20 protein-coding genes and 3 tRNA genes are annotated in these 24,430 nt (G+C 74.5%); 7 read left to right on the top strand and 16 right to left on the bottom strand.

What is annotated here, in order from left to right; translation table 11 throughout:
- Positions 1–18 precede the first annotated feature (18 nt).
- The 9 genes from AC0GKK_RS21765 to AC0GKK_RS21725 all read right to left on the bottom strand — a co-directional run bounded on the left by AC0GKK_RS21765 (position 19) and on the right by AC0GKK_RS21725 (position 10,729).
- The gene (locus AC0GKK_RS21765) at positions 19–1,413 is read right to left on the bottom strand and encodes a hypothetical protein (protein ID WP_349302409.1); all 1,395 of its coding nucleotides are present in this window, start codon (positions 1,411–1,413) and stop codon (positions 19–21) included.
- Positions 1,414–1,622: 209 nt separating this feature from the next.
- Positions 1,623–3,047, bottom strand: coding sequence for a lipopolysaccharide biosynthesis protein (locus AC0GKK_RS21760; RefSeq protein ID WP_489882407.1), 1,425 nt, complete (start codon positions 3,045–3,047; stop codon positions 1,623–1,625).
- The gene (locus AC0GKK_RS21755; RefSeq protein ID WP_345644427.1) at positions 3,044–4,666 is read right to left on the bottom strand and encodes a GMC oxidoreductase; all 1,623 of its coding nucleotides are present in this window, start codon (positions 4,664–4,666) and stop codon (positions 3,044–3,046) included. Before AC0GKK_RS21755 ends, AC0GKK_RS21760 begins: the two co-directional genes overlap by 4 nt.
- Positions 4,667–4,697: 31 nt before the next feature.
- On the bottom strand, positions 4,698–5,843 hold the full coding sequence (locus tag AC0GKK_RS21750) for a DegT/DnrJ/EryC1/StrS family aminotransferase (RefSeq protein ID WP_345644430.1): 1,146 nt from the start codon (positions 5,841–5,843) through the stop codon (positions 4,698–4,700).
- A gap of 90 nt (positions 5,844–5,933) precedes the next feature.
- A complete protein-coding gene (locus AC0GKK_RS21745; RefSeq protein ID WP_345644433.1) occupies positions 5,934–7,028 on the bottom strand; it encodes a glycosyltransferase in 1,095 nt (364 codons plus the stop codon).
- Positions 7,029–7,079: 51 nt separating this feature from the next.
- Complete coding sequence (locus AC0GKK_RS21740) at positions 7,080–7,661, bottom strand: HNH endonuclease (protein ID WP_357436653.1); 582 nt, start codon at positions 7,659–7,661, stop codon at positions 7,080–7,082.
- A gap of 175 nt (positions 7,662–7,836) precedes the next feature.
- Positions 7,837–8,949, bottom strand: coding sequence for a cystathionine gamma-lyase (locus tag AC0GKK_RS21735; RefSeq protein WP_489882406.1), 1,113 nt, complete (start codon positions 8,947–8,949; stop codon positions 7,837–7,839).
- A 5-nt stretch (positions 8,950–8,954) separates the two neighbouring features.
- Positions 8,955–10,013 carry an NAD(P)H-dependent glycerol-3-phosphate dehydrogenase gene (locus tag AC0GKK_RS21730; RefSeq protein WP_178376295.1) on the bottom strand — a complete coding sequence of 353 codons (1,059 nt, stop codon included), beginning with the start codon at positions 10,011–10,013 and terminating at the stop codon, positions 8,955–8,957.
- Positions 10,010–10,729, bottom strand: a complete 720-nt coding sequence (locus AC0GKK_RS21725; protein ID WP_062397126.1) for a lysophospholipid acyltransferase family protein — start codon at positions 10,727–10,729, stop codon at positions 10,010–10,012. Before AC0GKK_RS21725 ends, AC0GKK_RS21730 begins: the two co-directional genes overlap by 4 nt.
- A 135-nt stretch (positions 10,730–10,864) precedes the next feature.
- On the opposite strand from AC0GKK_RS21725, the gene cofC reads away from it, so the two are divergent.
- The 4 genes from cofC (at position 10,865) to AC0GKK_RS21705 (ending at position 16,124) form a co-directional block, all read left to right on the top strand.
- On the top strand, positions 10,865–11,596 hold the full coding sequence (cofC, locus tag AC0GKK_RS21720; protein WP_489884048.1) for a 2-phospho-L-lactate guanylyltransferase: 732 nt from the start codon (positions 10,865–10,867) through the stop codon (positions 11,594–11,596).
- A 61-nt stretch (positions 11,597–11,657) separates the two neighbouring features.
- On the top strand, positions 11,658–14,039 hold the full coding sequence (locus AC0GKK_RS21715) for an RNA degradosome polyphosphate kinase (RefSeq protein WP_489882405.1): 2,382 nt from the start codon (positions 11,658–11,660) through the stop codon (positions 14,037–14,039).
- The gene (locus AC0GKK_RS21710) at positions 14,039–14,986 is read left to right on the top strand and encodes an NUDIX hydrolase (RefSeq protein WP_178376294.1); all 948 of its coding nucleotides are present in this window, start codon (positions 14,039–14,041) and stop codon (positions 14,984–14,986) included. The genes AC0GKK_RS21715 and AC0GKK_RS21710 overlap by 1 nt, the downstream gene beginning before the upstream one ends.
- 325 nt (positions 14,987–15,311) lie before the next feature.
- Complete coding sequence (locus tag AC0GKK_RS21705) at positions 15,312–16,124, top strand: endonuclease domain-containing protein (RefSeq protein WP_489882404.1); 813 nt, start codon at positions 15,312–15,314, stop codon at positions 16,122–16,124.
- Between the two features lie 430 nt (positions 16,125–16,554).
- Here the strand turns inward: AC0GKK_RS21705 and AC0GKK_RS21700 are convergent, their stop codons facing one another.
- The 3 genes from AC0GKK_RS21700 to leuC form a co-directional block, all read right to left on the bottom strand.
- Positions 16,555–17,043, bottom strand: a complete 489-nt coding sequence (locus tag AC0GKK_RS21700; RefSeq protein ID WP_405415536.1) for an HU family DNA-binding protein — start codon at positions 17,041–17,043, stop codon at positions 16,555–16,557.
- Positions 17,044–17,182: 139 nt separating this feature from the next.
- Positions 17,183–17,773 carry a 3-isopropylmalate dehydratase small subunit gene (gene leuD / locus AC0GKK_RS21695; protein WP_178376291.1) on the bottom strand — a complete coding sequence of 197 codons (591 nt, stop codon included), beginning with the start codon at positions 17,771–17,773 and terminating at the stop codon, positions 17,183–17,185.
- Positions 17,773–19,200: a 3-isopropylmalate dehydratase large subunit gene (gene leuC, locus AC0GKK_RS21690; protein WP_346105600.1), complete on the bottom strand. Its 1,428-nt coding sequence runs from the start codon at positions 19,198–19,200 to the stop codon at positions 17,773–17,775. Before leuC ends, leuD begins: the two co-directional genes overlap by 1 nt.
- A 64-nt stretch (positions 19,201–19,264) precedes the next feature.
- Between leuC and AC0GKK_RS21685 the strand changes: the two genes are divergently transcribed.
- Positions 19,265–19,969 (top strand): IclR family transcriptional regulator, encoded by a 705-nt coding sequence (locus AC0GKK_RS21685; RefSeq protein ID WP_062397135.1) that lies wholly within the window; start codon positions 19,265–19,267, stop codon positions 19,967–19,969.
- 116 nt (positions 19,970–20,085) lie between these two features.
- Complete coding sequence (locus AC0GKK_RS21680; protein WP_489882403.1) at positions 20,086–21,855, top strand: Hsp70 family protein; 1,770 nt, start codon at positions 20,086–20,088, stop codon at positions 21,853–21,855.
- 271 nt (positions 21,856–22,126) lie between these two features.
- On the opposite strand, the gene AC0GKK_RS21675 is transcribed toward AC0GKK_RS21680, so the two are convergent.
- The 4 genes from AC0GKK_RS21675 to gltX form a co-directional block, all read right to left on the bottom strand.
- Positions 22,127–22,199, bottom strand: a tRNA-Glu gene (locus tag AC0GKK_RS21675).
- Between the two features lie 48 nt (positions 22,200–22,247).
- Positions 22,248–22,323: transfer RNA gene (locus AC0GKK_RS21670), tRNA-Glu, on the bottom strand.
- A gap of 58 nt (positions 22,324–22,381) precedes the next feature.
- A tRNA-Gln gene (locus AC0GKK_RS21665) sits at positions 22,382–22,453 on the bottom strand.
- Positions 22,454–22,508: 55 nt separating this feature from the next.
- On the bottom strand, positions 22,509–23,987 hold the full coding sequence (gltX, locus tag AC0GKK_RS21660; protein WP_253067893.1) for a glutamate--tRNA ligase: 1,479 nt from the start codon (positions 23,985–23,987) through the stop codon (positions 22,509–22,511).
- Positions 23,988–24,106: 119 nt separating this feature from the next.
- Between gltX and AC0GKK_RS21655 the strand changes: the two genes are divergently transcribed.
- The gene (locus tag AC0GKK_RS21655) at positions 24,107–24,415 is read left to right on the top strand and encodes an EthD family reductase (RefSeq protein WP_062397145.1); all 309 of its coding nucleotides are present in this window, start codon (positions 24,107–24,109) and stop codon (positions 24,413–24,415) included.
- Positions 24,416–24,430: the final 15 nt, after the last annotated feature.

Here is a 24,430-nt window from a genome sequence, read left to right as displayed (position 1 = left end):
CGGCCGGACGCGGCCCGTTCACCGCCGTCGGGCCCGGGTCACCACGCCAACGGTGCACGCCCCCGACCGGCGCAGCGCGGCCAGCAGGGCCGCGGCGCGGGCGTCGAGCCGATCGGCCCCGGCCCGCGCGACGACGACCGTGTTCTCGGCCGCCGCGAGGCTCGCGAGCAGCCGCGGGGACCGGGCGAGCGGCGTGGCGGCGACAACGACGGCCGGGCCGCTCAGTCCGGTTCCGGCCACCAGCTCGGCCAGTCGCCCCGAGAACAGGTCCAGGTCCTCATCGGCGGCCAGCGTGACGACCGCGGGGCGTGGGTGGGCCGCGGCGTCGGGCTCGGCGGTCCCTACCGGCTGTGCGGTCCCGGCCGGCTCCATGGTCCCGGTGGTCCCGGCCCGGTGCACCAGGACCGTCGGGCCGCGCTCGGCCGCGGCCGCGGCGAGCTCGGTGGCCACGGTCGTCGCGTCACCGGCCGCCACCCCGGTGCCCGGGAGACCGGCGACCACGATGGTGCCGCTCGGCCGGGGGATGATCTCGGCGAGCAGCAGCCGGGCCCGCTCGGGGTCGGGCCGGGCGCCCGGCCCGACCGGTATCTCGGTGACGCTCACCCGGTCCACGTGCGGACGCAGGTCGAGCCCGGTCCCGACCCGGCTGGACAGTGCCTGGCGGCCCATTACCACCCCACCCAGCGCGATCCCGCCGAGTACGGCACCACCGGCAGCCGCGAGCAGCAGCGGGCTGCCCCCAGCCGTCGGGTCGACCGCCAAGGCGCCCACGACCTGCACCGGGCCGGAGTCGCTCTGCAGCTGCGCCTCCAATCGCAGGTCGCGCAGGCTGTCCAAGCGGGCCTGGTCCGAGGGGTCGCCCGGGCCGCCGCGGGTCAGGTCCGCGATCGCGCCGTCGATCGTCGCAAGCCGTCGGGCCAGCAGCTCGGAGTCCTGGTCGGCGACCAGTTCGCCGTAGACGGTCAGCGCGGTGCGGGCGACCGCGACGGCGGTCGCGGGGTCCGGTGCGGTGGCGGCGAGCTCGATCACCGCGGTCTGCCCGGACCGGGACACGGTGAGGCCGACGTCGTCGCGGCCCAGCCGCTGCTCGACCACGGTCCGCAGCTCCGAGCCCTGCAGAACCGCCAGCTGCCGGACGACGTGCTCGGTCACCAGCTGCTCGTCGGGCGGGGTGCCCTGCAGCGACTGCAACGTCGGCAGCGACGCGGGCGCCACGTCCAGCGCCGCGGTCGCGGTCACGGTCGCCGGGCGGAGCAACCCGAGCAGCAGTCCGAGCAGCGCGCCGGTCACCATGCCGAGCGCGACCGCGCCGAGCCCGGTACGGGTCAGTCGACGGCGGGCGACCGTGCCGAGCAGCAGGTCCTCGTGCCCGGTCCCGCCCGGGACCGGGGGCACCGGTCGGGGCGACGGCACGCCGTCACCGATCGCGGCCTCCCGAACCGCCGACTCGCGGGCCGGGGCATCGCGGGGCCGGTCGGTGGATGTGCGGTCGGCGGGCCCCGGGGGCGCGACCTCCGCACCCGCAGACCCGGCGGGCATCGTCGGGCGGGGCGGGGCCGCCGCGGGAGGGCGCGCGGGCAGGCGCTCGGTCGCGGCGGTCCCCGAGGACCTCTGACGGGTACTCATCGGACGGTCTCCTCCTCGGCGGACGGATGCGGGCGCAGCTCGACGTCGGGTACGGGCGGGACGGGCGGCAGGATCGGCGACACGCCGGCGGACGGTGCACCCCGGGACGGGGCCGGCACGGGCGCCCCGGCCGGCGGTGTCACGGCCTCCGGTATCGCTTCGGACAGTCCCCGGACGGTCGCGCGGGCGGCGGGCAGCAGCAGCGCCAGCATCAGCAGCTCGACGACCGCGACGACCGCGGCGGCCGCCACGATCCCGTCCAGCATCGAGGCCACGAGCAGCAGCGGCACCCCCACGACCGACCCGACCGCGGTGACGACCGCGATCGGCCGGATCCGCTCGGCCGGCGCCAGGACGTGCAGCATGATCGACTGGCTGACCGCGAACGACGCGATCGCCACCCCGACGCCCACGCCCACGGGCCAGGGCACCACGATCTCGGGGCCGAACACGACCCGGCTCAGCAGCGGCATACCGACCGCCAGGACCATCCCGGTGACCAGCCCCGCACTGCCGTTGACCAGCAGAGCGGTGCGCATCCGGTGGACGGTGCCCGCGCCCCAGTCCTCGGCGACCCAGCCGGAGAACGCCGACAGGCACGCCCGTATCCCGCCCTGGGCCATGTACATCAGCCGCACCGCGGCGGCGAATACCGCCACCAGCAGCACGTCGTGGTCGGTGCCGATCGCGAACAGCGGCACCAGCAGGCTCGTGTAGGCCCCGCCGACCAGCCCGGACACCGCCAGCGGCCAACCGGTCCGCAGCGCCCGCACCGTGTCGATGCCGAGGCTCGCCAGCTCCGCGCCGTGACCGCGCAGCTCCCACGCGGCCGAGACCGCGACCGAGCCGAGCGTCGCAACCAGCAGCAGCACCGCGAACGGCAGCGCCGAGCGCCACACCAGGACCGGGACGACGGCGAGCACCGCCGCGGCGACCCGCGGCAGCGTGTCGTACAGCGCGATCCGCATCGGGGCGCCGCGCGCCACGAAGTACCAGGTGGGCAGCAGCGCGATCGCGGCGGTCGCGACGGTGAGCAGCGCGCTGACCAGCTCGTGACCGTCCGGGGCGAGCAGCACGCTCACCGGCACGATCACCGCGAGCACCGGCAGGAACACCGCCAGCCGCGACGCCAGGCTCGCGGCGAGGACGCGCTGCGGGCTGCCCGACCGGCCCCGGCCGACCATGCCGGGCCCCTTGTCGACCCAGCCGACGTCGACCAGCGCGACCGCCGCCGAACCGACCGCGGTACCGATCGCCACCGCGGCCCAGCCCTCCGGACCGGTCGCGCGCGCGATCACCGGCAGCACGAGCAGCGGGGAGGCCACCGACAGGATCGGCAGGAGACCGAACAGTCCCAGTCGTCGCCAGGGCGCGCGCGCCGGGGACACGGTCCCGGTCCCGGTCCCGGGAACGAGGCTCACCGGGCACCGTCCGGCAGCCGGGTCCGGCCGCGGACCTCGAGGTCAGGACGGGTGCGGTCCCGGAGCCGGTCGGCCAGGCGCAGCGCGAGCTGCACGATCGTCAGGGTGGGGTTCGCGAAACCGGAGGTGGGGAACACGCTGCCCCCGACGACCGACAGGCCGGAAACGCCGTGCACCGCCAGCTCGGGGTCGACCACCCCGTCATGCGGGTCGCGCGACATCCGGGTGGTGCCCGCCGGGTGGAAGCCGTCGCGGACCGTGCCGCGCCAGGCGTCGTCGTCGGTCATGGCGGGCAGGTCCCGGGTGGTCGCAACCCCGGCCGCACGCAGGTCCTCGGCGACCCACCGGGTCAGCAACCGCGAGGTGTGCAGCTCCTCGTCGGCGCAGAACCAGTCGATCCGGGCCACCGGCAGGCCGAGCGCGTCCCGGCGGGCGCCGAGGGTGACCCGACGGTCGGCCCGGGGGGCCTGCTCCACCCACACCTGCAGGAACACCCCCGACGGTGCGTCCCCGCGGAACGGCACGCCACGTACCCGCTGCCGGTAGAGGCCGCGGGCGAGCGCCGGGACCGCGGCGACCCCGCGCACCAGATCACCCGGGCGGAGCGTGCGCGGGCCCGGCCCGGTGAGCTCCGCGCGCAACCGGTGCACCGCGTCCAGCGGCGAGTCGGAGTAGACGTGCTCGAACACCGCACAGGCGTTGAGCAGTCCCTCCCGCTCCTGCGCGGCCGCGGTCAGCGCGATCTTGGGGAAGACCCGCCGGCCCCGACGGCGCAGCTCCACGTAGCGGTCGCGCAGCACCCGGTGGTCGACCGGGTCGATCCGCACGGTCCGGACGATCGGGTGGTCCTGCAGGTGGCGGCCGGTGTGCGCGCGCCCAGTACCCAGGCCGACGCCGTTGGGGTCGCTGAGCTGCAGCAGCCGGGCGTTCTCGATCCCGCCTGCGGCGAGCACCACCTCACGGCCGGTGATCTCGACCCGACGGCCGCCGGCGGCGATCCGCACCCCGGTGGCGCGGCCGTCGACCAGGGTCGCCCGGGTCACCGTCGCGTTCACCACGACCCGCACCGCGCGCGAGGCGGCCAGCCGGTCCCGGTCTCGGCTGCCCAGCGGCACCTCGCGGCAGTACTCGGTGAGGAAGTTGCGGAGCCGCTCGGGGTCCCAGTTCAGTGGACGCAGCGGGGCGAAGTCGGCCCAGCGCGTCTCGTCGTACCCGCCGGCGACGTCGAGGAAGGCCTCGGCGGCGGGCCGGTGGCGGTCCAGCTCGGCCGGGTCCAGCGGCCAGCCGCTGCCCGGTACCCAGGGCCGTACGGCCAGGTCCGAGCGGTCCAGCGGCAGGCACTGACCGCGCCATGTCTGACCAGCTCCGCCGATGCCGCGGGCCCGACCCTCGGTCGGGTACCGGTAGCGACTCCCGGCGGTCTCGGCGCGGTCCAGCGGACCGTCCTCGACCGGGAAGCGGGGGTCGACGGTGTCGGGTCCGGACTCGAGCAGCACGACGGGCACCCCGGCCTCACCGAGACGCCGGCTCACCGCGATGCCGGCCGGACCGGCACCCACGACCACCACGGCGTCGTGCGGGAGGACGTCGAGCCGGTCCCGTTCGGCGTCGATGATCATCGTTGCTCGCTCCTGGTCCGGTCGGGGTTGGTCATGCGGAGGTGAGGGAACGTACGGCGGCGCGGAAAGCCGGGTAGGGCAGCTCGGGGGCGATGTCGACCACACAGGTCCGTTCCAGGACCGGCAGCGTGTTCGGGCAGGACGCCGGGGAGTAGTCGGCGTGCCCGCCGGCCCAGCCGTGCGGGTCGATCCGCGGGTGGTGGGTGCGGCGTTCGAGCACCGGCCACCACCGGGTGAAGACGTGACGTCCGGAGTCGGCGAGCAGCCGGGCGGTGCGTCGGCGGGCGAAGTCCGCGGCCTGCGCGGGGTCCTCGAAGCGCAGCGCGAGCCCGACCGCGGAGGCCTCGTCGTGGTGCGGGGCGACGGTGAAACCGCGCAGCGGGCTCGACAGCAGGGCGTCGAGCACCACGGCGCGACGGCGACGGCGCAGCTCCAGCTGGCGGTCCAGCCGACGCATCTGGGGCCGCAGTACCGCCGCGGTCAGTTCGGACATCTTCAGGTTGAGCCCCACGAACAGCGGCTCGTCGGTGCGGGTCCAGCCGTCGCGCTCGTAGGCGCCCAGGTCGTGGTAGTACAGCGCCCTGGTCGCGGTGCGCGAGTCGTCGGTGAGCATCATCCCGCCCTCACCGGCCTTGACGTTCTTGGCCTGCTGGAAGCTGAAGGCGCCCGCGTCGCCGATCGTGCCGACCCGCCGCCCGCGGTGGGTCACCCCGACCGCCTGGGCCGCGTCCTCGATCACCGACAGGCCGTTCTCCGCGGCCAGATCGGTGAGCGCGTCCATGTCCGCGACCAGGTTCAGCATGTGGACGGGCATGATCGCGGCGGTCCGTGCGGTGATCTTGCGCTTGGCGTCGAGCGGGTCGATGGTGAGCGAGTGGTCGATGTCGACGAGGACTGGGACGGCGCCGACGGCGAGCACCGCGGCGGCCGAGGCGACCCAGGTGAACGCCGGGACGAGTACCTCGTCGCCCGGCCCGACCCCCCTGCCGACCAGGGCGCAGGTCAGTGCGGCGGTCCCGCTGGCCACCGCCAGGGCGTGCCCGGTCCCGGTGCGCTCACAGGTCTCGGCCTCCAGCCGCGCCACCTCCGACCGTCCGCCGGCGGTGTAGCGGCTCAGCTCACCGCGGGCCAGGGTGCGTACGGCCGCGGCCATCTCACGGGCACCCAGCGAGAGCATGCACACTCCGATCGTCGAATCCGTCCGGTCACGTCGGTTGTCGGTTCGTCCGGTACCGACGTGCTGTTACGCCAAACGCTGCAGTACCGGTCACCATCGGTGGGATTCACTCGAAGACAGCACAGTCGTGATCACATCAGCCACTCGTTCGGCCGAGCGTCGGCGATCGAAATATGTGACTGCGCGTATTCGCGCGCGCTGCGCCTCCGCACCGGCCGGGCCGTCGGGGCGCAGCCGGGCGACCACCGCGTCGGCGAGCGCACGCACGTCCCCGGCCGGGACGACCGTCCCGCCGTCGCCGATCGCCTCGGCCACCCCGGTCACGTCGAAGCCCACCACCGGGCGCCCGCACGCCATGGCCTCCAGCGCCACCAGCGGCATCCCCTCCCAGCGCGAAGGCAGCACCACGACGTCGGCGTCGAGGTACCAGCGGCGCGGATCGGACGTGGCGGACTCCCAGCGCACCGATCCGTCGGTCCCGGCGCTCCACGCGGCCCGCTGCGGGCCGTCGCCGACCAGCACCAGCCGGGCCGCCGGCACCGCGGTGCGGACCCACGGCCACGCCTTCAACAGCAGGTCCTGGCCCTTCTGCCGGGTGACCCGGCCCAGACACAGCACGGTCGGGACCCCGTCGGCGACCGGCCCCGGGTGCGGGGCGAACCGGTCGGTGTCGACCCCGTTGGGGACGACCATGGCGGGGGTGGTGACCCCGGCCGCGCGGCCGGCGGCCAGTTCGGCGTCGCTGACCGCGATCAGCCGGTCGGTCCACCGCGACGCGCCGCGCTCCCACGCCCGCGCGGCCGCGGCGACCGGCCCGGTGACCGCGTCGAAGGACCAGGCGTGCGGCTGGAACAGGGTCGGGATCCGGCCCCGCACGGCGAGCCGCCCGGCCAGTCCGGCCTTGGCACTGTGCAGGTGCACCAGGTCCGGCCCGACCCGGCCGACCACTCGGGCCAGCGCCCGCGCCTCGGCGGGCGTCGAGCGGCCCGGGCCGCGGCTCGCCGCCCACGGCTCGACCGGCACCCCGCCGCGGGCCAGCCGCTCGGCCAGCGGGCCGGGTGGGCAGGCGACGCGCACGTCCCATCCGCGGTCGCGCTGGTCGAGGGCGAGCTGCGCGACCACCTCGGCGACACCGGCGTCGACCGGCTGACTGACGTGCAGGACTCGGGGGGATCGACCGTCCACGACAGCACGATCGCCGTGCCGGGCGATGTCGTTAGCCGCCCGGCACGAAATTCACGCGACCGTGGCCAACCACGGCTCCCACGCCGGCAGCGGCTCGACCGCCAGCACGAGCACACCCGACCCGCTGCGCGCAGGCGGCCCCGGCGTCGCCCCCAGCGTCCAGCCGATCTCCTCGATCAGCCGGTCCGCCTTGCGCGAGTTGCAGGCCTTGCAGGCGGCGACGCAGTTCTCCCAGCTGTGCGCGCCGCCGCGGCTGCGCGGGACCACGTGGTCGATCGTGTCGGCCCGCTTGCCGCAGTAGGCGCAGCGGCGGCAGTCGCGCCGCAGCACCCCGGCCCGGGTCATCGGGACCGAACGGCGGTAGGGCACCCGGACGTAGCGCGACAGGCGCAGGACCGAGGGTGCGGGGAGCGCGAGGTTCTCCGAGCGGAACTCGGCACCCTCCAGAGCTTCCTGGAGGCATTCCGCCTTGCCGGAGAGCAGCAGGCAGATGGCACGTTTGGACGTCACCACGGCCAGCGGTTCGAAGCTGGCGTTGAGGAGCAGGACCCGGGACCCCACCGGGACGTGAGCCGTGGTCGGCGGCTCGGTCCCGGGTGCCGGGACGGGATCGTCGGGGAGCGGATCGACCATCCGCAGATCTCCACCCGAGATCATCTCGGCACCACCGGGGACGGGTTGTCGGTACGGCACGCGACCACCTCCGCGAACGCTCGAGGTCCGGATGTAGTCGACCATACGGAAGCCGGGTTACGCGAGTGTGATAAACGGACCGACGCCGGGTGTCCCGTCGGTTCCGCGGCGCGGATCACCCCCCGAGTGCGCCGATCACGTCCGCGAGGAGGTCGTCGGTGTCCTCGACACCGCAGGACAGCCGCACCAGACCGTCCGGCACCGCGTCGCCCCAGCGCGCCCGCCGGTCCGCGGCGGTGCGCAGACCGCCGAAGCTCGTCGCCGAGTCGACCAGCGTCGCGGCGGCCAGGAAGTCCGAGACGGCGTGGGTGTCGGCCAGGGTGAACCGCAGGATCCCGTTCCAGCGCCGCATCTGGGTCCGGGCGAGCACGTGCGACGGGTCGTCGCCCAGCCCTGGCCAGCGCACGTCGTGCACGCCCGGGGTCTCCCGCAGCGCGACGGCGAGCGCGCGGGCGTTCTCGGCCTGCCGGGCCAGCCGCAGGTCCAGGGTGCCGAGCCCGCGCAGCGCCAGCCAGGTCTCCATCGGCCCGGCGATCGCGCCACCGCGGGTGCGGAAGGCGCGGACCCGCTCGTGGTGCACCGGGTCGGCCGCGGACACGTGCCCGAGCAGCAGGTCCCCGTGCCCGGACAGCGCCTTGGTGTCGCTGGCGACGACGAGGTCCGCCCCGAGCGCGAGCGGCTGCTGCCCGAGCGGGGTGCACGTGGTGTTGTCGACGGCGACGACCGCCCCGGCCGCGTGGGCGGCGGCGGCGACCGCGGCGACGTCGCAGACCTCCAGGCCGGGGTTCGACGGCGTCTCCAGCATCACCAGTGCGGGCCGGTGCCGGGCGATCGCCGAGGCCCAGTCGCCCGCGGTCGCGCAGTACGCGACCGGCACCCCGAGCGGGGCGAGCTCCTCGTCGGCGAGCAGGCGCGCGACGTAGTAGCCGTCGCTGGGCAGCAGCACGCCGCGCCCGGTACCGGTGAAGGCGCGCAGGACCGCGGCGACCGCGGCCATCCCGGACGGGAACACCGTGCACGGCCCGCCGTCGAGTTCGCCGACGGCGGCCTCGAACTGCCGCCACGTCGGGTTGTCCGCGCGGGCGTAGAAGTCCGCGCCCGGGTCGGCCTCCTCCGGGCGCCCGAGGTGGTACGTGCTGGTCAGCACCGGCCCGCGGTGCACCGGATCGCCGACGGCGTGGGCGTCGTGCTCCCCGCCGCGCACGCAGCGGGTGCCGTCTCCGAGCATGGGGTTCACTCCGGCTTCGGGGCCCGGGAGATCAGCTCCTTGGCCATCTGGTGGGCGGTCATGCCCTCGTGGCAGACCCGGCGCACCGCGTCGGCGATGGGCAGCTCCACCCCGGCGCGCTCACCGAGCTCGCAGATCGACAGGCAGGACTTCACGCCCTCGGCGACCTGGCCGTGGTTGGCCTTCTCCGCCTCGGCGAGACTCGCGCCGCGGCCGAGCTGCTCGCCGAAGGTGCGGTTGCGCGACAGCGGGGAGCTGCACGTCGCCACCAGGTCGCCCATGCCGGCCAGGCCGGCGAAGGTCAGCGGCGAGGCACCGAGCGCCATCCCGAGCCGGGACATCTCGGCCAGCCCGCGGGTGATCAGCGACGCCCGCGAGTTGTCGCCCAGCCCCATCCCGGACGCGACGCCGACCGCCAGCGCGATCACGTTCTTGCCCGCCCCGCCCAGCTCCGCCCCGACGACGTCGGTGTTGGTGTAGGCGCGGAAGTACCCGGTCGCACAGGCGGTCTGCAGCGCCACCGCGCGGTCGTGGTCCTCACACGCGATGACGGTGGCCGTCGGCTGCTCGTGGGCGATCTCCGCGGCCAGGTTCGGCCCGGACACGACGGCGAGCCGGTCCACACCGACGCCGGTGACGTCGTCGATGACCTCGGTCATCCGCTTGAGCGTCCCCAGCTCGACGCCCTTGGCCAGGCTGGTGAGGGTGACCCCGGCCGGGACCAGGTCGCGCCAGCGCTCCAGGTTGTCGCGCAGCGACTGCGACGGCACCGCGAGGATCACCGCGTCGGCCCCGTCGAGGGCCTCGGCCGCGTCGTGGGTGGCCCGCAGCGTGTCCGGCAGCGCGACGTCGGACAGGTAGTCGGGGTTGCGCCGGTCGGCGTTGATCGCCTCGGCCACCTCCACCCGGCGGGCCCACAGCCGCACGTCGCGGCCGGCGTCGCCGAGGACCTTCGCGAACGCGGTGCCCCAGCTGCCCGCGCCGAGCACGGCGACGCGGTGGATCGAGTGCACGGGCTCGTTGACCGGACGCTCCCCGAACGACGGGGCCGGGGGGACGCTCATCGGCCCGCCTCGCTCTCCGGGCGGCGGCGGTAGAACTCCTCCGGCGCGTCCTCCTCGCGGACCTCGGCGAGCAGCTCCCGCACCCGTCCCATGATCAGGTCGGTGACCTCGCGCAGGACGTGGGCGTCCAGCGGGCGCCCGCGGTAGGCGCTCAGGTCCACCGGGTCCCCCGCGCGCAGCACGACGTCCGTGCGCGGCAGCGGGCGGAACTTCTTCTCGTAGCCGTTCAGGACCTCGCGGGTCCCCCAGTGCACCATCGGGATGACCGGCACGTCCGAGGCCAGCGCCATCCGCGCGACCCCGGTGCGCGAGCGCATCGGCCACCCGTCGGGGTCACGGGTGATCGTGCCCTCCGGGTAGATGATGACGATCTTGCCGTCGGCCAGGGCCTGCGTCCCGGCGGCCAGGCTCTGCTGGGCGTCGGCGGAGTCGCGGTAGACCGGGATCTGCCCCGAGCCGCGCAGCACCTGACCGAGCACCGGCACCTGCCACAGGCTGCTCTTGGCCAGGAACCGCGGCACCCGGCCCGCGCTGTGCACGTAGGTCCCGGTGTGGATCGGGTCCAGGTGCGAGATGTGGTTGCCGACCAGCAGCGCGCCGCCCCGGGCCGGGAGGTGCTCACGGCCCTGGTAGCGCGGCCGGCCGGTGAGCCAGCCGATCGAGTAGAAGAACGGGACGGCGAAACCGACCCAGAATCCGCCCTTCTCGCGTGCCACCGGCGGCCTCCTCCTGCCCGCCTCTGCGGCGGGACGTGGGGTCGTCGCGGATCGGGATGATCCGGATCTCGTCCGTGGAGTCTCCCCACAGAGGCCCCACGGTGTCACGCGGGGTGCCAGACTGGGGCCGTGACCCTGCGGGTGGACCTGGTCGTACCGGTGAAGCCGCTGCCCCGCGCCAAGACCCGGCTGCGCGGCGCCGCCGACGACGGGGTGGGCGATCTCGACGCGCACCAGCGGCTCGCGCTGGCCCTGGCCCGCGACACCGTCGCCGCCGCCGTCGCCGCGACCGCGGTCCGGCACGTGCTGGTGATCTCCTCGGACCCGGCGGTGGCGATGGAGGTCGGCGCGCTCGGCGCGGAGGTCGTCACCGACCCCGGCCGCCGGCTCAACGGCGCGCTGCGCCACGGTGCCGCGCTGCTGCGCTCGCGCGACCCGCACGCCGCGCTGGGGGCGCTGCAGGCCGACCTCCCCGCGCTGCGCCCGGCCGAGCTCGACGACGCCGTCGCCGCGGCCGCCGTGCTGTTCGCCGCCGGCGCGACCCGCGCCTTCCAGCCCGACGCCCCCGGCGAGGGCACCACGCTGCTGCTCGTCGCTCCGGGCCACGACCTCGACCCGCACTTCGGCCGCGGCTCGGCGGCCCGGCACAGCGCCTCCGGGGCACGCCCGCTGCCCGGTGTCCGTCCCGGCCTGCGCCGCGACGTCGACACCGCCGCCGACCTCGACGACGCCGTCGCCCTCGGGGTGGGGGTGTGGACCCGGGCCGTGGTCGACGCCCGGCACGGGCCGCCCGCCACACCTCACCCACCCGGATGTCCCCCGCCCGGTGACGCCGTCGCCCGACGGTGTGGCACACCACGTACGTGACATCGCCGGACGGGGCCGTGTCCGCGTGGACGGTTGCGGAGCGGTACGAAACAATTGGGACGTGAGTGACGACTCGGCGACCCCGGACGGACGGAACGGCACCTCCGCGCACCCGGGGGGCCGTCCCCGGACGGCGTCGCGCCGTGCCCCGCGTCCGGCATCGCGGCGGCTGCACACCGCGAGCCGCAGCGTCGCCGACCAGGCACCGGCCGCGGAGATCCCGTCCCAGCAGCACGTGCCGCCGGGACCCGCGGCGCCGCCCGCGCCGCCGGCCGCCGCGTCGTCGCAGGTCCAGGGGGCCGCTCCGATCGCGCCGCCCGCGGGGGCGACCACCCCGGCGTCGACGATGGCCGAGCTGCTCCCCGAGGACCGCTACCTCAACCGCGAGCTGTCCTGGCTCGACTTCAACGCCCGGGTGCTGGCCCTGGCCGAGGACTCCAGCCAGCCGCTGCTGGAGCGCGCGAAGTTCCTCGCGATCTTCGCCTCCAACCTCGACGAGTTCTACATGGTCCGGGTCGCGGGTCTGAAGCGCCGCGACGAGACCGGCCTGTCCGTGCGCAGCGCCGACGGGCTGACCCCGCGCCAGCAGCTGGCCCGGATCACCGAGCGGAGCCGCGCGCTGTCGCGGGCGCACGCCGAGGTGTTCATGGACGAGCTGCTCCCCGAGCTCGACGCGGCCGGCGTCCACCTGCGCAGCTGGGAGGACCTGACCGACGCCGAGCGCCTGCGGCTGTCGGACTACTTCACCGAGACGGTGTTCCCGGTGCTCACCCCGCTCGCGGTGGACCCGGCGCACCCGTTCCCCTACATCTCCGGGCTGTCGCTCAACCTCGCGGTGACCGTCCGCGACCCCGAGGGCCGGACCGAGCGGTTCGCCCGGGTCAAGGTGCCGAACAACGTGCCGCGTCTGGTGTCGGTCGACCCGCCGGACACCGACACCCGCGCCGGGAACCGGCAGTGCACGTTCCTGCCGATCGAGGACCTCATCTCCGCGCACCTCGGCGACCTGTTCAACGGCATGGAGGTCACCGAGGTCCACCCGTTCCGCGTCACGCGCAACGCCGACCTCGAGGTCGAGGAGGACCGCGACGAGGACCTCCTGCAGGCCCTGGAGCGCGAGCTGGCCCGGCGCCGGTTCGGTCCGCCGGTCCGCCTCGAGGTGCTCGACACGATGTCCGAGCACGTGCTGGAGCTGCTGCTGCGCGAGCTCGACGTCGACCCGAACGACGTCGTCACCGTCCCCGGGCTGCTCGACCTCACCGGTCTGTGGCAGGTGCACGGGGTCAACCGTCCCGACCTGAAGGACGAGCCGTTCCGCCCCGCCACGCACCCGGCCTTCGCCGAGCGGGAGACCCCGCGCAGCGTGTTCGCGACCCTGCGCGAGGGCGACGTGCTGGTGCACCATCCCTACGACTCGTTCTCGACGTCGGTGCAGCGCTTCATCGAGCAGGCCGCCGCCGACCCGAACGTGCTCGCGATCAAGCAGACCCTCTACCGCACCTCCGGCGACTCCCCGATCGTGAACGCCCTGATCGACGCCGCCGAGGCGGGCAAGCAGGTCGTCGCCCTGGTCGAGATCAAGGCCCGGTTCGACGAGCAGGCCAACATCCGCTGGGCACGCGAGCTGGAGAAGGCCGGCGTGCACGTCGTCTACGGCCTGGTGGGGCTCAAGACGCACTGCAAGACCTGCCTGGTCGTGCGCCAGGAGGGGTCGGAGATCCGCCGCTACTGCCACATCGGCACCGGCAACTACAACCCGAAGACCGCGCGGCTCTACGAGGACGTCGGCGTGCTCACCGCCGACCCGACCATCGGCGCGGACCTCACCGACCTGTTCAACTCCCTCACCGGCTACTCGCGGCAGACCTCCTACCGGAGCCTGCTCGTCGCGCCGTACGGGATCCGCCGCGGCATCGTCCGCCGCATCGACGACGAGATCGAGGCGCACCTGTCCGGCGAGTCCGGCGCGCGGGTGCAGATCAAGGCGAACTCGCTGGTCGACGAGGCCATCATCGACGCCTGCTACCGGGCGTCGCAGGCGGGCGTGCCGGTCGACATCGTGGTGCGCGGCATCTGCGCGATCGTCCCCGGCCGCCCCGGGCTGAGCGAGAACATCACCGTCCGGTCGATCCTCGGGCCGTTCCTGGAGCACTCCCGGGTGCTGCACTTCGGCTCGGCCGACGAGTACTGGATCGGCTCGGCGGACATGATGCACCGCAACCTGGACCGCCGGGTCGAGGTCATGCTGCGGGTCGCCGACCCGAAGCTGGCCGACCAGCTCGGCGCGATGTTCGACTCCTGCCTGGACCCGGCGACGCGCTGCTGGACGCTCGGGCCGGACGGGACCTGGTCGCCGTCGCCCGCGCCGGGCTCGGAGAACATCCGGGTCCGCGACCACCAGGTCGAGATGATGAACTCCCGCCGCGGCAGCAGCGAGGACTGATGCTGTCCGCGCAGCTCCGGACCGACGGCGCCGAGGTCGACCCGGCGGGGATCGCCGACGTCGTCGCGGCCGGGACGGTGCCGTGGCGCCGCGCGGACGACGGCACCGTCGAGGTGGCCCTGGTCCACCGCCCCCGCTACGACGACTGGTCCTGGCCCAAGGGGCACCAGGACCCGGGCGAGGCGCTGACCCTGACCGCGCTGCGCGAGACCGCCGAGGAGGCGCACCTGGGGTGCCGCCTCGGCGCCCGGCTCGGCCACACCGCGTACGCCGTGCCCGGCAAGGGCCAGAAGGTCGTGCACTACTGGGCCGCCGAGGCCGTCCGCGACCACGGCTTCTCCGTCACCGACGAGACCGACGACCTGCGCTGGCTGCCCCGCGACGAGGCCGCCGCGCTCCTCACCCGCCCGACCGACGCCGACCTGCTGGACCGGCTCGACCGGGTGGGGCCGCCGTCGTCGACGGTGGTGCTCGTGCGGCACGCCAAGGCGGGGAGCCGGACCGCCTGGGAGGGCGACGACGACCTGCGCCCCCTGTCCGGTACCGGGTTCACCCAGGCCGACCGGCTCGCGGACTTCCTCGACCGCTTCGGCCCGGACCGGCTCGCGACCGCCCCGCCGTTGCGCTGCGGCCAGACGATCGAGCCGTACGCCCACGCGTCCGGCGCGGGCGAACCGGACGTGGAACCGCTGCTCGGCGAGCACGGCTACTGGGTCTCCCCCGCCGACGGCCTGGCCCGCTTCCGCACCCTCGCGGCGCAGCCCGGCGTGACGCTGCTGTGCAGCCAGGGCGGGGTCATCCCGGACGTCGTCGGGCACCTGCTCGCCGCCGCGGGCCGGTCCCCCGACCCCGACCTGCCCTCGCACAAGGCCAGCACCTGGGTCCTGGGCTTCGGCGACGACGGCGCCCTGCTGTCGGCCGACTACTACCGCCGCCCGCCCTCCTGACCCGCCTCGCCGTCCCGCACCCGGCGTCCCCGGTCCCGGTCCGATCGTCGATCAGTACCTGAGAGCTGTTCGGCCCCGGGTCGGCAGCACTGGTGCACTGATCGACCTGTCCTCGGAGGCGCCCTCCCTGCGGCGACGTGTGCGATCGCGAACGGACCCACCGGTTCCGGCCCGCCGGGCGCGGGCCGGGATGCAGGGTGCGCGGGTGGAGGAGCCGTTCCGGGGGTCGGAGGCCGTCGCGCGGGGGATCGTCACGCCGGCGCGGCTGCGCGGGCCACGGTTCGTGCGTCTGTTCCCCGACGTGTACGTGTCAGCAGCGGTCCCCATGACCCCGGTGCTCCGGGCCCGGGCCGCATCGGTCTACGCCGGGCCCCTCGGCGCGGCGTCGGCCTACTCGGCGGCCGAGATCCTCGGCGCGTCCTGCGGGCCGTGGACGGCGCCCGCCGAGCTCGTCGCGCCACGGCGGATCCGGCCCCGCCCGGACCTGCTCGCCCACCAGGGCGTCCCGCTCGAACCCGGTCTCTGCGACGGCGTCCGGGTCACCTCACCCCGCGCCACGGCGTGGGCGCTGTGCCGGCGGCTCGAGCTCGTCGACGCCGTCGTCGCCCTCGACGCACTCGCCGCCCGGAGACGGGATCGGCCGGTGTTCGTACCGGTACAGGGCACACCGGCACCCGAGCAGCGGAGACTGTCCAGGATGACGGCGCCGTGCCCCGGCTTCGACCCCGCCGACCTCCTGGTCCTGCGGTCGCGGTACCCGCACGTGCGGGGCTCGGCCCGGCTGGACCGGGTCGTCGCACTCGCCGACCCCCGGGCGGAATCCCCACCCGAGACCCGGCTGCGACTGTTGCTCGTGCTCTCCGGGCTCCCGGTCCCGCAGGTCCAGTTCCCGTTGTACGACGCCCGCGGCCGCCCCTGGGCGCGTTTCGACCTCGCCTACCCCGACGCCCTGCTCGCGATCGAGTACGACGGCGCCCACCACGACGACCCGCTCGACCGCGTACGCGACACCCGGACCGCGGCGCTGGGATGGCAGACCCTCCGGATCACCGCCGACGGCCTCACCCGCAACGCCGGTCGCACCGTCGGGACGATCCGCGCCCTGCTCGCCCAACGGACCCACCTCACCTCGCCCTGACCCGCACCGGCGCGGCGTCCCGGGCCCCACTCGACGCCGCCCCCCGCTCTCGTCCACGTCCCCCCGTCGATCAGTACGTGAGCGTCGCTGCGTTCCGGTCGGACAGCAGTCACGTACTGATCGACGTGCGAGGGGCTCGGGCGGCGCGGCGCGCCCCGGGGAGGCAGCGCAGAGCGGGCAGTCCAGCGAGGCGCGGCCCTACGCCCGCCGCGCTCGGCGGGCCGCACCGAGCCAGGGTGCACACCGGGAGGAGGACCGTCGATCAGTACATGAGCGCTGTCCACCTCCGCTCGAACAGCAGTCATGTACTGATCGACGGGGGCCGTGGACGGCGAGCACAGGACGGCGTGGCAGGGGGCGCGGGGCGGCACGGGCGCGGGGCCGCGCGGCACCGCGGGGCAGGGCAGGCCACGGCGGCGCGGTGGCGCGGCTACTTCTCCGCAGCGGCCTTCCGTCGGGCCGGCTTCTTCGCCGAGGCGGCCGCCTTCTTCGGGGCAGCCGCCTTCTTCTCCGGAGCGGCCCCGGCGGCCGGAGCGCCCGCGGTGTCCGGCGGGATCGTCTTGCGGGTCGCGGTGCTGCGACCGGTGCCCGTCGCGGCTCGCTCGGTACGGCGGGGGGCGCTGGTCGCGTTCGCGGCGGCGGCCTCGCTGGCGGCCACCCGCTCCTTGAAGGCGGCGCCGGGCCGGAACGACGGCACCACGGTCTCCCCGACGGGCACCGTCTCCCCGGTCCGCGGGTTGCGGGCGGTGCGCGGCGCGCGTCGTCGCGGCTCGAACACCCCGAACCCGGTCAGGGTGACGGTCTCACCACGGCCGACGGCGTCCACGATCACCTCGACCATCGCGTCGACGGCCGACGTGGCGGCACGACGGTCTCCGAGCCGGGCGGTCAGCGCATCGACGAGCTGAGCCTTGTTCATGGTCACGAAAGGTAAGGCTGCGCCCCTGCCGCGCACCAGATCCCGACGCGAGTCCAGGTCGCATACCGTCCGTCAGTACAGGTCCGAACGGGTGATCACCACGACATCTGTCGGAGCATGGTGACCACCCGTGTTCGGATCAGGCCAGGGTGCGTGGCATCCGGGCGGGCCGGGTTCCCTCGAACGCGGTGATGTCGCCCTCGTGCCGCAGGGTCAGTCCGATGTCGTCGAGACCCTCGCGCAGCCGCCACCGGGCGTAGTCGTCGATCTCGAACGGCACGGTCAGATCGCCGGCCTGCACGGTCTTCTCACCCAGGTCCACGGTGATCTCGGTGCCGGGCTCGGTCTCGAGCTTCTTCCAGATCAGCTCGACGTCGGGCTGGGCGACCTCGGCGGCCACCAGCCCCGCCTTCGCCGAGTTGCCGCGGAAGATGTCGGCGAACCGCGACGAGATGACGACCCGGAAGCCGTAGTCCATCAGCGCCCAGACCGCGTGCTCGCGCGAGGAGCCGGTGCCGAAGTCCGGGCCCGCGACGAGCACCGACCCCCGGTCGAAGGGCTCGTTGTTGAGCACGAAGGACGGGTCGTCGCGCCAGGCGGAGAACAGGCCGTCCTCGAAGCCGGTGCGGGTGACCCGCTTGAGGTAGACGGCCGGGATGATCTGGTCGGTGTCCACGTTGGACCAGCGCAGCGGCACGCCGATCCCGGTGTGGGTGTCGAACTTCTCCATCAGTCCAGGTCCTCCGGGCTGCTCAGCGTGCCGCGCACGGCGGTCGCGGCGGCGACCAGCGGCGACACCAGGTGGGTACGGCCGCCCTTGCCCTGCCGCCCCTCGAAGTTGCGGTTCGAGGTGGACGCGCAGCGCTCACCGGGCGCGAGCTGGTCGGGGTTCATCCCCAGGCACATCGAGCAGCCCGCGGAGCGCCACTCGGCGCCCGCGGAAGTGAAGACCTTGTCCAGGCCCTCCTCCTCGGCCTGGAAGCGCACCCGCATCGACCCCGGGACGACGAGCATCCGCACGCCCTTCGCGACCGAGCGCCCGTCGAGCACCTCCGCGACCGAGCGCAGGTCCTCGATCCGGCCGTTGGTGCAGGAGCCGACGAACACCGCGTCGACGGGCACCTCCCGCAGCGGGGTCCCACCGGTGAGGCCCATGTAGGACAGCGCCTTCTCCACGGCGGCGCGCTCGCCGTCGTCGGAGATGGCGGCCGGGTCGGGCACGGACTCGCCCAGCGGCAGGCCCTGACCGGGGTTGGTGCCCCAGGTGACGAACGGGGTGAGCTCGTCGGCGTCGATCCGCACGACCCGGTCGAACTCGGCGCCGTCGTCGGTGCGCAGGGACCGCCAGTCGGCGACGGCGGCGTCCCAGTCGTCGCCGGCCGGGGCGTGGTCGCGGCCCTTGAGGTAGGCGAAGGTCGTCTCGTCCGGGGCGATCATGCCCGCACGGGCACCGGCCTCGATCGACATGTTGCAGATCGTCATCCGGGCCTCCATCGAGAGGTTCTCGATGACGTTGCCCCGGTACTCCAGCACGTGGCCCTGCCCGCCGCCGGTCCCGATCCGCGCGATCACGGCGAGGATGACGTCCTTGGAGGTGACGCCCGGGCGCAGCGTGCCGTCGGCGCTGGTCACCTCGATCGCCATCGTCCGGAACGGCTTGAGCGGCAGCGTCTGGGTGGCGAGCACGTGCTCGACCTCGGAGGTGCCGATGCCGAACGCCATCGCGCCGAACGCGCCGTGGGTGGAGGTGTGGGAGTCCCCGCAGACCACCGTGGTGCCCGGCTGGGTCAGCCCCAGCTGCGGTCCGACCACGTGCACGATCCCCTGTTCGGGGTCGTTCATCGGGTGCAGGCGGACGCCGAACTCCTCGCAGTTGCGACGTAGGGTCTCCACCTGGGTCCGCGAGACCTCGTCCGCGATCGGGGCGAGGACGTCGAGGGTCGGGACGTTGTGGTCCTCGGTGGCGATGGTGAGGTCCGGACGGCGCACCGGACGGCCCGCGAGCCGGAGCCCGTCGAACGCCTGCGGGCTCGTGACCTCGTGCACCAGGTGCAGGTCGATGTAGAGCAGGTCGGGCTCGTCGCCCTCGCCCTTGCGGACGAGGTGCCGGTCCCAGACCTTCTCGGCCAGCGTGCGCGGCTTCTCTGCGGTGGTCACGCCCGCCTCCTCTGTGATCTGATCGCGGTGGACTTCCCAGATCGTGGGAAGTTAGTATCGGAACGTGGGACAGTCTAGCGGGATCGGCGTGCTCGACAAGGCCGTGGGGGTTCTCCGGGCGACGGCGGAGGGGCCGTGCGGCCTGGCGGAGCTCTGTGAGCGCACCGGCCTGCCCCGGGCCACGGCCCACCGGCTCGCCGTCGGGCTCGAGGCGCACGGGATGCTGCTGCGCACACCGGACGGGCGCTGGCATCCGGGCCCGACCCTCGGCCAGCTCGCGGGCGGGCGGCCGGACCCGCTGCTCGACGCCGCGGCCGCCGTCCTGCCCCGGCTGCGTGACATCACCGGCGAGAGCGTCCAGCTCTACCGGCGCGACGGGATCCACCGGATCTGCATCGCGCACGCCGAGCCGCCGTCCGGCCTGCGGGACACCGTGCCCGTCGGGTCCCGGCTGCCGATGACCGCGGGCTCCGGGGCGAAGGTGCTCGCCGCCTGGTGCGACCCGGCCACACAGCGGCTCGTCCTCGCCGACGCGAGCTTCTCCGAGCGCGTGCTCGTCGACGTCCGCCGCCGCGGCTGGGCACAGAGCGTCGCCGAACGTGAGGCCGGGGTGGCGTCGGTGTCGGCCCCGGTGCGCGACGCGGCGGGCCAGGTCGTCGCCGCCGTCTCGGTGTCCGGACCGGTGGACCGGATCGGGCGCCGTCCCGGGGTCCGCTGGGCCGCCGACCTGCTCGCCGCGGCGGACGCGTTGCAGCACCGGCTCACCTGATCGGCTCCTGCCTGCCGTACCGACGCGACTGAGGTGACGGTTCCGGGCTCCACTACCGTGTGGAGGTCCGGCACCGGGCCGGACCCTTCGGACATGGTCGGCACACCGGGGAGACGATGGGTTACCTGCTGGGCATCGACGTCGGCACCACCCGCACCGCGGCTGCGGTCATCGGCTCCGGCACCGTCGAGATGGTCACCCTCGGTGACCACTCGGTCGACATCCCGTCCGTGGTGTACGTGGCGCCCGACGGCGGTCTGCTGTTCGGCGAGGCCGCCGAGCGCCGCGCGCTGACCGAGCCGGACCGCGTCGCCCGCGAGTTCAAGCGCCGCATCGGCGACCCCACGCCGATCCCGCTCGGCGAGCGGTCCTTCGCCCCCGAGCAGCTGTCCGCGCTGCTGGCCGAGCACGTCGTCGACGTCGTCGCGCGCACCGAGGGCGGCGCGCCCGAACGCATCGCGGTGACCCACCCGGCGTCCTGGGGCACGCACAAGTGCGACCTGTTCGCCGCGGCCCTCGCCGAGCGCGGCCTGACCGTCACCTTCCTCACCGAGCCGCAGGCCGCCGCGCTGCACTACGCGACGAACGAGCGGGTCGAGCCCGGCGCGACCGTCGCCGTCTACGACCTGGGCGGCGGGACCTTCGACGCCGCCGTCGTGCGCAAGGAGGCCGCGGGCGGCGGGTTCACACTGCTCGGCAGGCCCGAGGGCGTCGAGCAGCTCGGTGGCGCCGACTTCGACCAGGCCGTCGTCGACCACGTGCGCGACGCCGTCCCGGCCGCCTTCGAGGGGCTCGACGAGACCGACCCGAACGTCCTGTCCGCGATGGCCCGGCTGCGCCGCGACTGCCGTGAGGCCAAGGAGGGCCTGTCGGCCGACACCGAGGTCTCGATCCCGGTGTGGCTCGGCGAGGTCCGCACGACGGTGCGCCTGCACCGCAGCGACTTCGAGGAGCGCATTCGGCCCCGACTGGAGGAGTCGGTCGAGGCGCTGCAGCGGGCGATCGCCTCGGCCGGACTGGCCGCGTCCGGGCCGTCGGTGGTGCTGCTCGTGGGCGGGTCCTCGCGGGTCCCGCTGGTCGCAGAGCTCGTCTCCACCGGTCTCGGGCGTCCCGTGCAGGTCGACGCGGACCCGAAGAACACCATCGCGAAGGGCGCCGTCGTCGCGCTCGGGCCGGCCGACCCGGTCCCCGGCACCGGCTCGGGCGGGTTCGGCGCGGTGGCGGCGAGCAGCGGTCCCGCGCTCGCCCCCGACCCCGGCCCGCTGCCCTGGGAGAACCCGGACCCGGTCACCGATCGGATGCCGACCGGCGGCACGACCCAGCTCGACGGCGACCGCACCGCCTACCTCGAGGGCGCCCGCGCCGACCCGCCCACCGACCGCATCCCCGTCGTGCCGCCGATGGGCTACGACCAGACCGCCGAGCACGGCTACGGCGGGTACGGCGGCTACGACGACGGGGAGACCACCGTCGCCCCCGGGCCCGCACCCGTCCGCCGCTCCCCCGCGCTGCTCATCGGCGCCGGCGGGGTCGTCGCGGCGCTGGCCGTGCTCGGCACGGTGTTCCTCTGGCCGCAGGACCACTCGATCGGCAACGCGATCCCCAACCTTCCCGCGACGCCGACGACCACCGAGGCCGCGCCCCCGACGACCGTCGAGGAGCAGCCGGTCCGCCAGCCGGAGCGGACCCGGGAACGCACCACCGAGGCCGTCCCGACGACGACCGACGCCCCGGTCCCCGTGCCGCCGCCGGTCGTGACCACGCCCAGCGACCCGCCGAGCAGCCCGCCGAGCAGCCCGCCGAGCTCGCCACCGTCGAGTCCGCCGAGCTCCCCGCCCTCGGAACCGCCGAGCTCGCCGCCCTCGGAACCGCCGGCAGGCACCTGACCCGAAGATCCGCGGGTCGACCCGGATCGTCGCGCCGTCGTACACCCGACGGCGCATCGGTGGCCCACTGCTCTGGCCCGGGCTACGAGCATGATCACCACGGCTGAGGGCTCCGGTGCCGGATGTGGCACCGGCGCCCTCCCCGAGGCGATCACCGGATCGCGCCGAGAAGGCCGGAAGAAGGCCCCCCGGGGGGGCGCATCCGGCCCGTGCACGGAGGATCCTCGGACACGACGAAGGCCCCGCTCCGTGGAGCGGGGCCTTCGTGGAGTAGTCCCGACGGGATTTGAACCCGCGCTACCGCCTTGAGAGGGCGGCGTCCTAGGCCGCTAGACGACGGGACCAGGACATTCGGCTCGATCTCGATTGCGGACACCCTGTGAGGGAGTCCGTGGTAGTCCCGACGGGATTTGAACCCGCGCTACCGCCTTGAGAGGGCGGCGTCCTAGGCCGCTAGACGACGGGACCTTGGACGAGACCGTGCCGATTGTCAGAAATCATCATTCCGAGGAATTCGTGATTTCCGCTGGGGTACCAGGACTCGAACCTAGACTAACTGAACCAGAATCAGTCGTGCTGCCAATTACACCATACCCCATCGAAAAGCGGGCCCCGTTCCGGAGCGAGGCCCGCTCTCCGTTGATGTAGGTACTCTAACCCATGCCCTGGGAGCGTCTGACACCGGCCCCCAGGCGGGCGAGCGACCGCTCGCGGCCCAGCAGCTCCATGCTCTCGTAGAGCGGCGGGGACACCGTGCGGCCGCTGATGGCGACGCGGACGGGGGCGAACGCCTTCCGCGGCTTGAGCTCCAGACCGTCCACGAGCGAGGTCTTGAGCGACTCCTCGATCGCGGCGGCCGACCACTCCGGCAGGTCCGTGAGCCCGGCGACGGCGGCCTCCAGCACCGGGGCCGCGTCGGCGCCCAGGTTCTTCGCGGCGGCGTCGTCGTCGGGGGTGAAGGTGTCCTCGTCGCGGAAGAGGAAGGCCAGCATCCGGGCCGCGTCGGACAGCACCTGGCTGCGCTCCTGCACCAGCGGCGCGGCGGCGGCGAGCACCGAGCGGTCGGGGTCGGTGATCCCCTCGGCGGCGAGGTGGGGCACGACGCGCTCGGCGAAGTCGTCGGGGGCGAGCAGACGCAGGTGTGCGGCGTTGATCGCCTCGGCCTTCTTCAGGTCGAAGCGGGCGGCGTTGCTCGACACCCGGGACACGTCGAAGGCGGCGACCATCTCGTCGAGGGAGAACACGTCGCGGTCCTCGGCGATCGACCAGCCGAGCAGCGCGAGGTAGTTGAGCAGCCCCTCCGGCACGAACCCGCGGTCGCGGTAGTGGAACAGGTTCGACTGCGGGTCCCGCTTGGAGAGCTTGCGGTTGCCCTCACCGGTGACCAGCGGGAGGTGGGCGTAGGTGAAGGGGCCGTGGCCGATCCCGACCCGGGCCAGCGCCTCCAGCAGGGCGATCTGCCGCGGGGTGGAGGCCAGCAGGTCCTCCCCGCGCAGGACGTGCGTGATCTCCATCAGCGCGTCGTCGACCGGGTTGGTCAGCGGGTAGAGCGGGGTGCCGTCGCCGCGGGCCAGCACGAAGTCGGGCACCTGCCCGGCCCGGAACGTGATCTCGCCGCGGACGAGGTCGGTGAAGGTGATGTCGTGGTCGGGCATGCGCAGCCGGTAGACCGGGGCGCGGCCCTCGGCCCGGAACGCGGCGCGCTGGTCCTCGGTGAGGTCGCGGTCGGCGTTGTCGTAGCCGAGCTTGGGGTCGCGGCCCGCGGCGCGGTGCCTGGCCTCGATCTCCTCGGCGCTGGAGAACGACTCGTAGACCTCGCCGGCGTCGATCAGCCGGCGCAGGGCGTCGGCGTAGACCTCGCCGCGTTCGCTCTGCCGGTACGGCCCGTGCGGGCCGCCCTTCTCGACGCCCTCGTCCCAGTCGAGGCCGAGCCACTCCAGCGCGTCGAGCAGGGCCCGGTAGGACTCGTCGGAGTCGCGGGAGGCGTCGGTGTCCTCGATCCGGAACACCAGGGCCCCGCCGTGGTGGCGGGCGTGGGCCCAGTTGAACAGGGCGGTGCGGATGAGGCCGACGTGCGGGGTACCGGTGGGCGACGGGGAGAACCGCACCCGGACCTGGGCTGGAGTACTCATGGTCGGTCCAGCGTATCGACCCCGTACGGAGGGGTGGTGCACGCGGGCGCCGGATGGACCATGGTGGACGGCAGTCGCGACGCACCGGAGCGTCGCGGGACGAGGCGAGGAGGAACCCCGTGTTCCAGCTGACCGCTCTGTACAACCACCCCGAGGACGCCGCCGCGTTCGACCGGCACTACGACACCGTGCATGCCCCGCTGGCGAAGAAGATCCCCGGTGTGCAGCGGTTCACCGTCTCCCGGCCCGCGCCGGGACCGGACGGAGCGCAGCCGCCGTACCACCTCGTGGCGGTGCTGGAGTTCCCCGACGCGGCGGCGTTCCAGTCCGGGATGGGCGGCGCCGAGGGACAGGCCGCCGTGGCCGACCTCGACAACTTCGCCGGCGCCGGGGTGACCCTGCTGACCGGTCCGTCGAACCAGGTCTGACCCGCCCGCACACGA

The sequence above is a fragment of the Pseudonocardia sp. P-1 genome, from assembly GCF_058111925.1.
This window is presented reverse-complemented; position numbering and strand designations above follow the sequence as displayed.

Excerpts from the sequence above, each read along its gene's own strand:
- AC0GKK_RS21755 (WP_345644427.1), bottom strand. The coding sequence starts at position 4,666 with ATGATCATCGACGCCGAACGGGACCGGCTCGACGTCCTCCCGCACGAC.
- AC0GKK_RS21750 (WP_345644430.1), bottom strand. The coding sequence starts at position 5,843 with ATGCTCTCGCTGGGTGCCCGTGAGATGGCCGCGGCCGTACGCACCCTG.
- AC0GKK_RS21740 (WP_357436653.1), bottom strand. The coding sequence starts at position 7,661 with ATGGTCGATCCGCTCCCCGACGATCCCGTCCCGGCACCCGGGACCGAG.
- AC0GKK_RS21735 (WP_489882406.1), bottom strand. The coding sequence starts at position 8,949 with ATGCTCGGAGACGGCACCCGCTGCGTGCGCGGCGGGGAGCACGACGCC.
- AC0GKK_RS21730 (WP_178376295.1), bottom strand. The coding sequence starts at position 10,013 with ATGAGCGTCCCCCCGGCCCCGTCGTTCGGGGAGCGTCCGGTCAACGAG.
- AC0GKK_RS21710 (WP_178376294.1), top strand. The coding sequence starts at position 14,039 with ATGCTGTCCGCGCAGCTCCGGACCGACGGCGCCGAGGTCGACCCGGCG.
- AC0GKK_RS21705 (WP_489882404.1), top strand. The coding sequence starts at position 15,312 with ATGACCCCGGTGCTCCGGGCCCGGGCCGCATCGGTCTACGCCGGGCCC.
- AC0GKK_RS21700 (WP_405415536.1), bottom strand. The coding sequence starts at position 17,043 with ATGAACAAGGCTCAGCTCGTCGATGCGCTGACCGCCCGGCTCGGAGAC.
- leuD (WP_178376291.1), bottom strand. The coding sequence starts at position 17,773 with ATGGAGAAGTTCGACACCCACACCGGGATCGGCGTGCCGCTGCGCTGG.
- AC0GKK_RS21680 (WP_489882403.1), top strand. The coding sequence starts at position 20,086 with ATGGGTTACCTGCTGGGCATCGACGTCGGCACCACCCGCACCGCGGCT.
- gltX (WP_253067893.1), bottom strand. The coding sequence starts at position 23,987 with ATGAGTACTCCAGCCCAGGTCCGGGTGCGGTTCTCCCCGTCGCCCACC.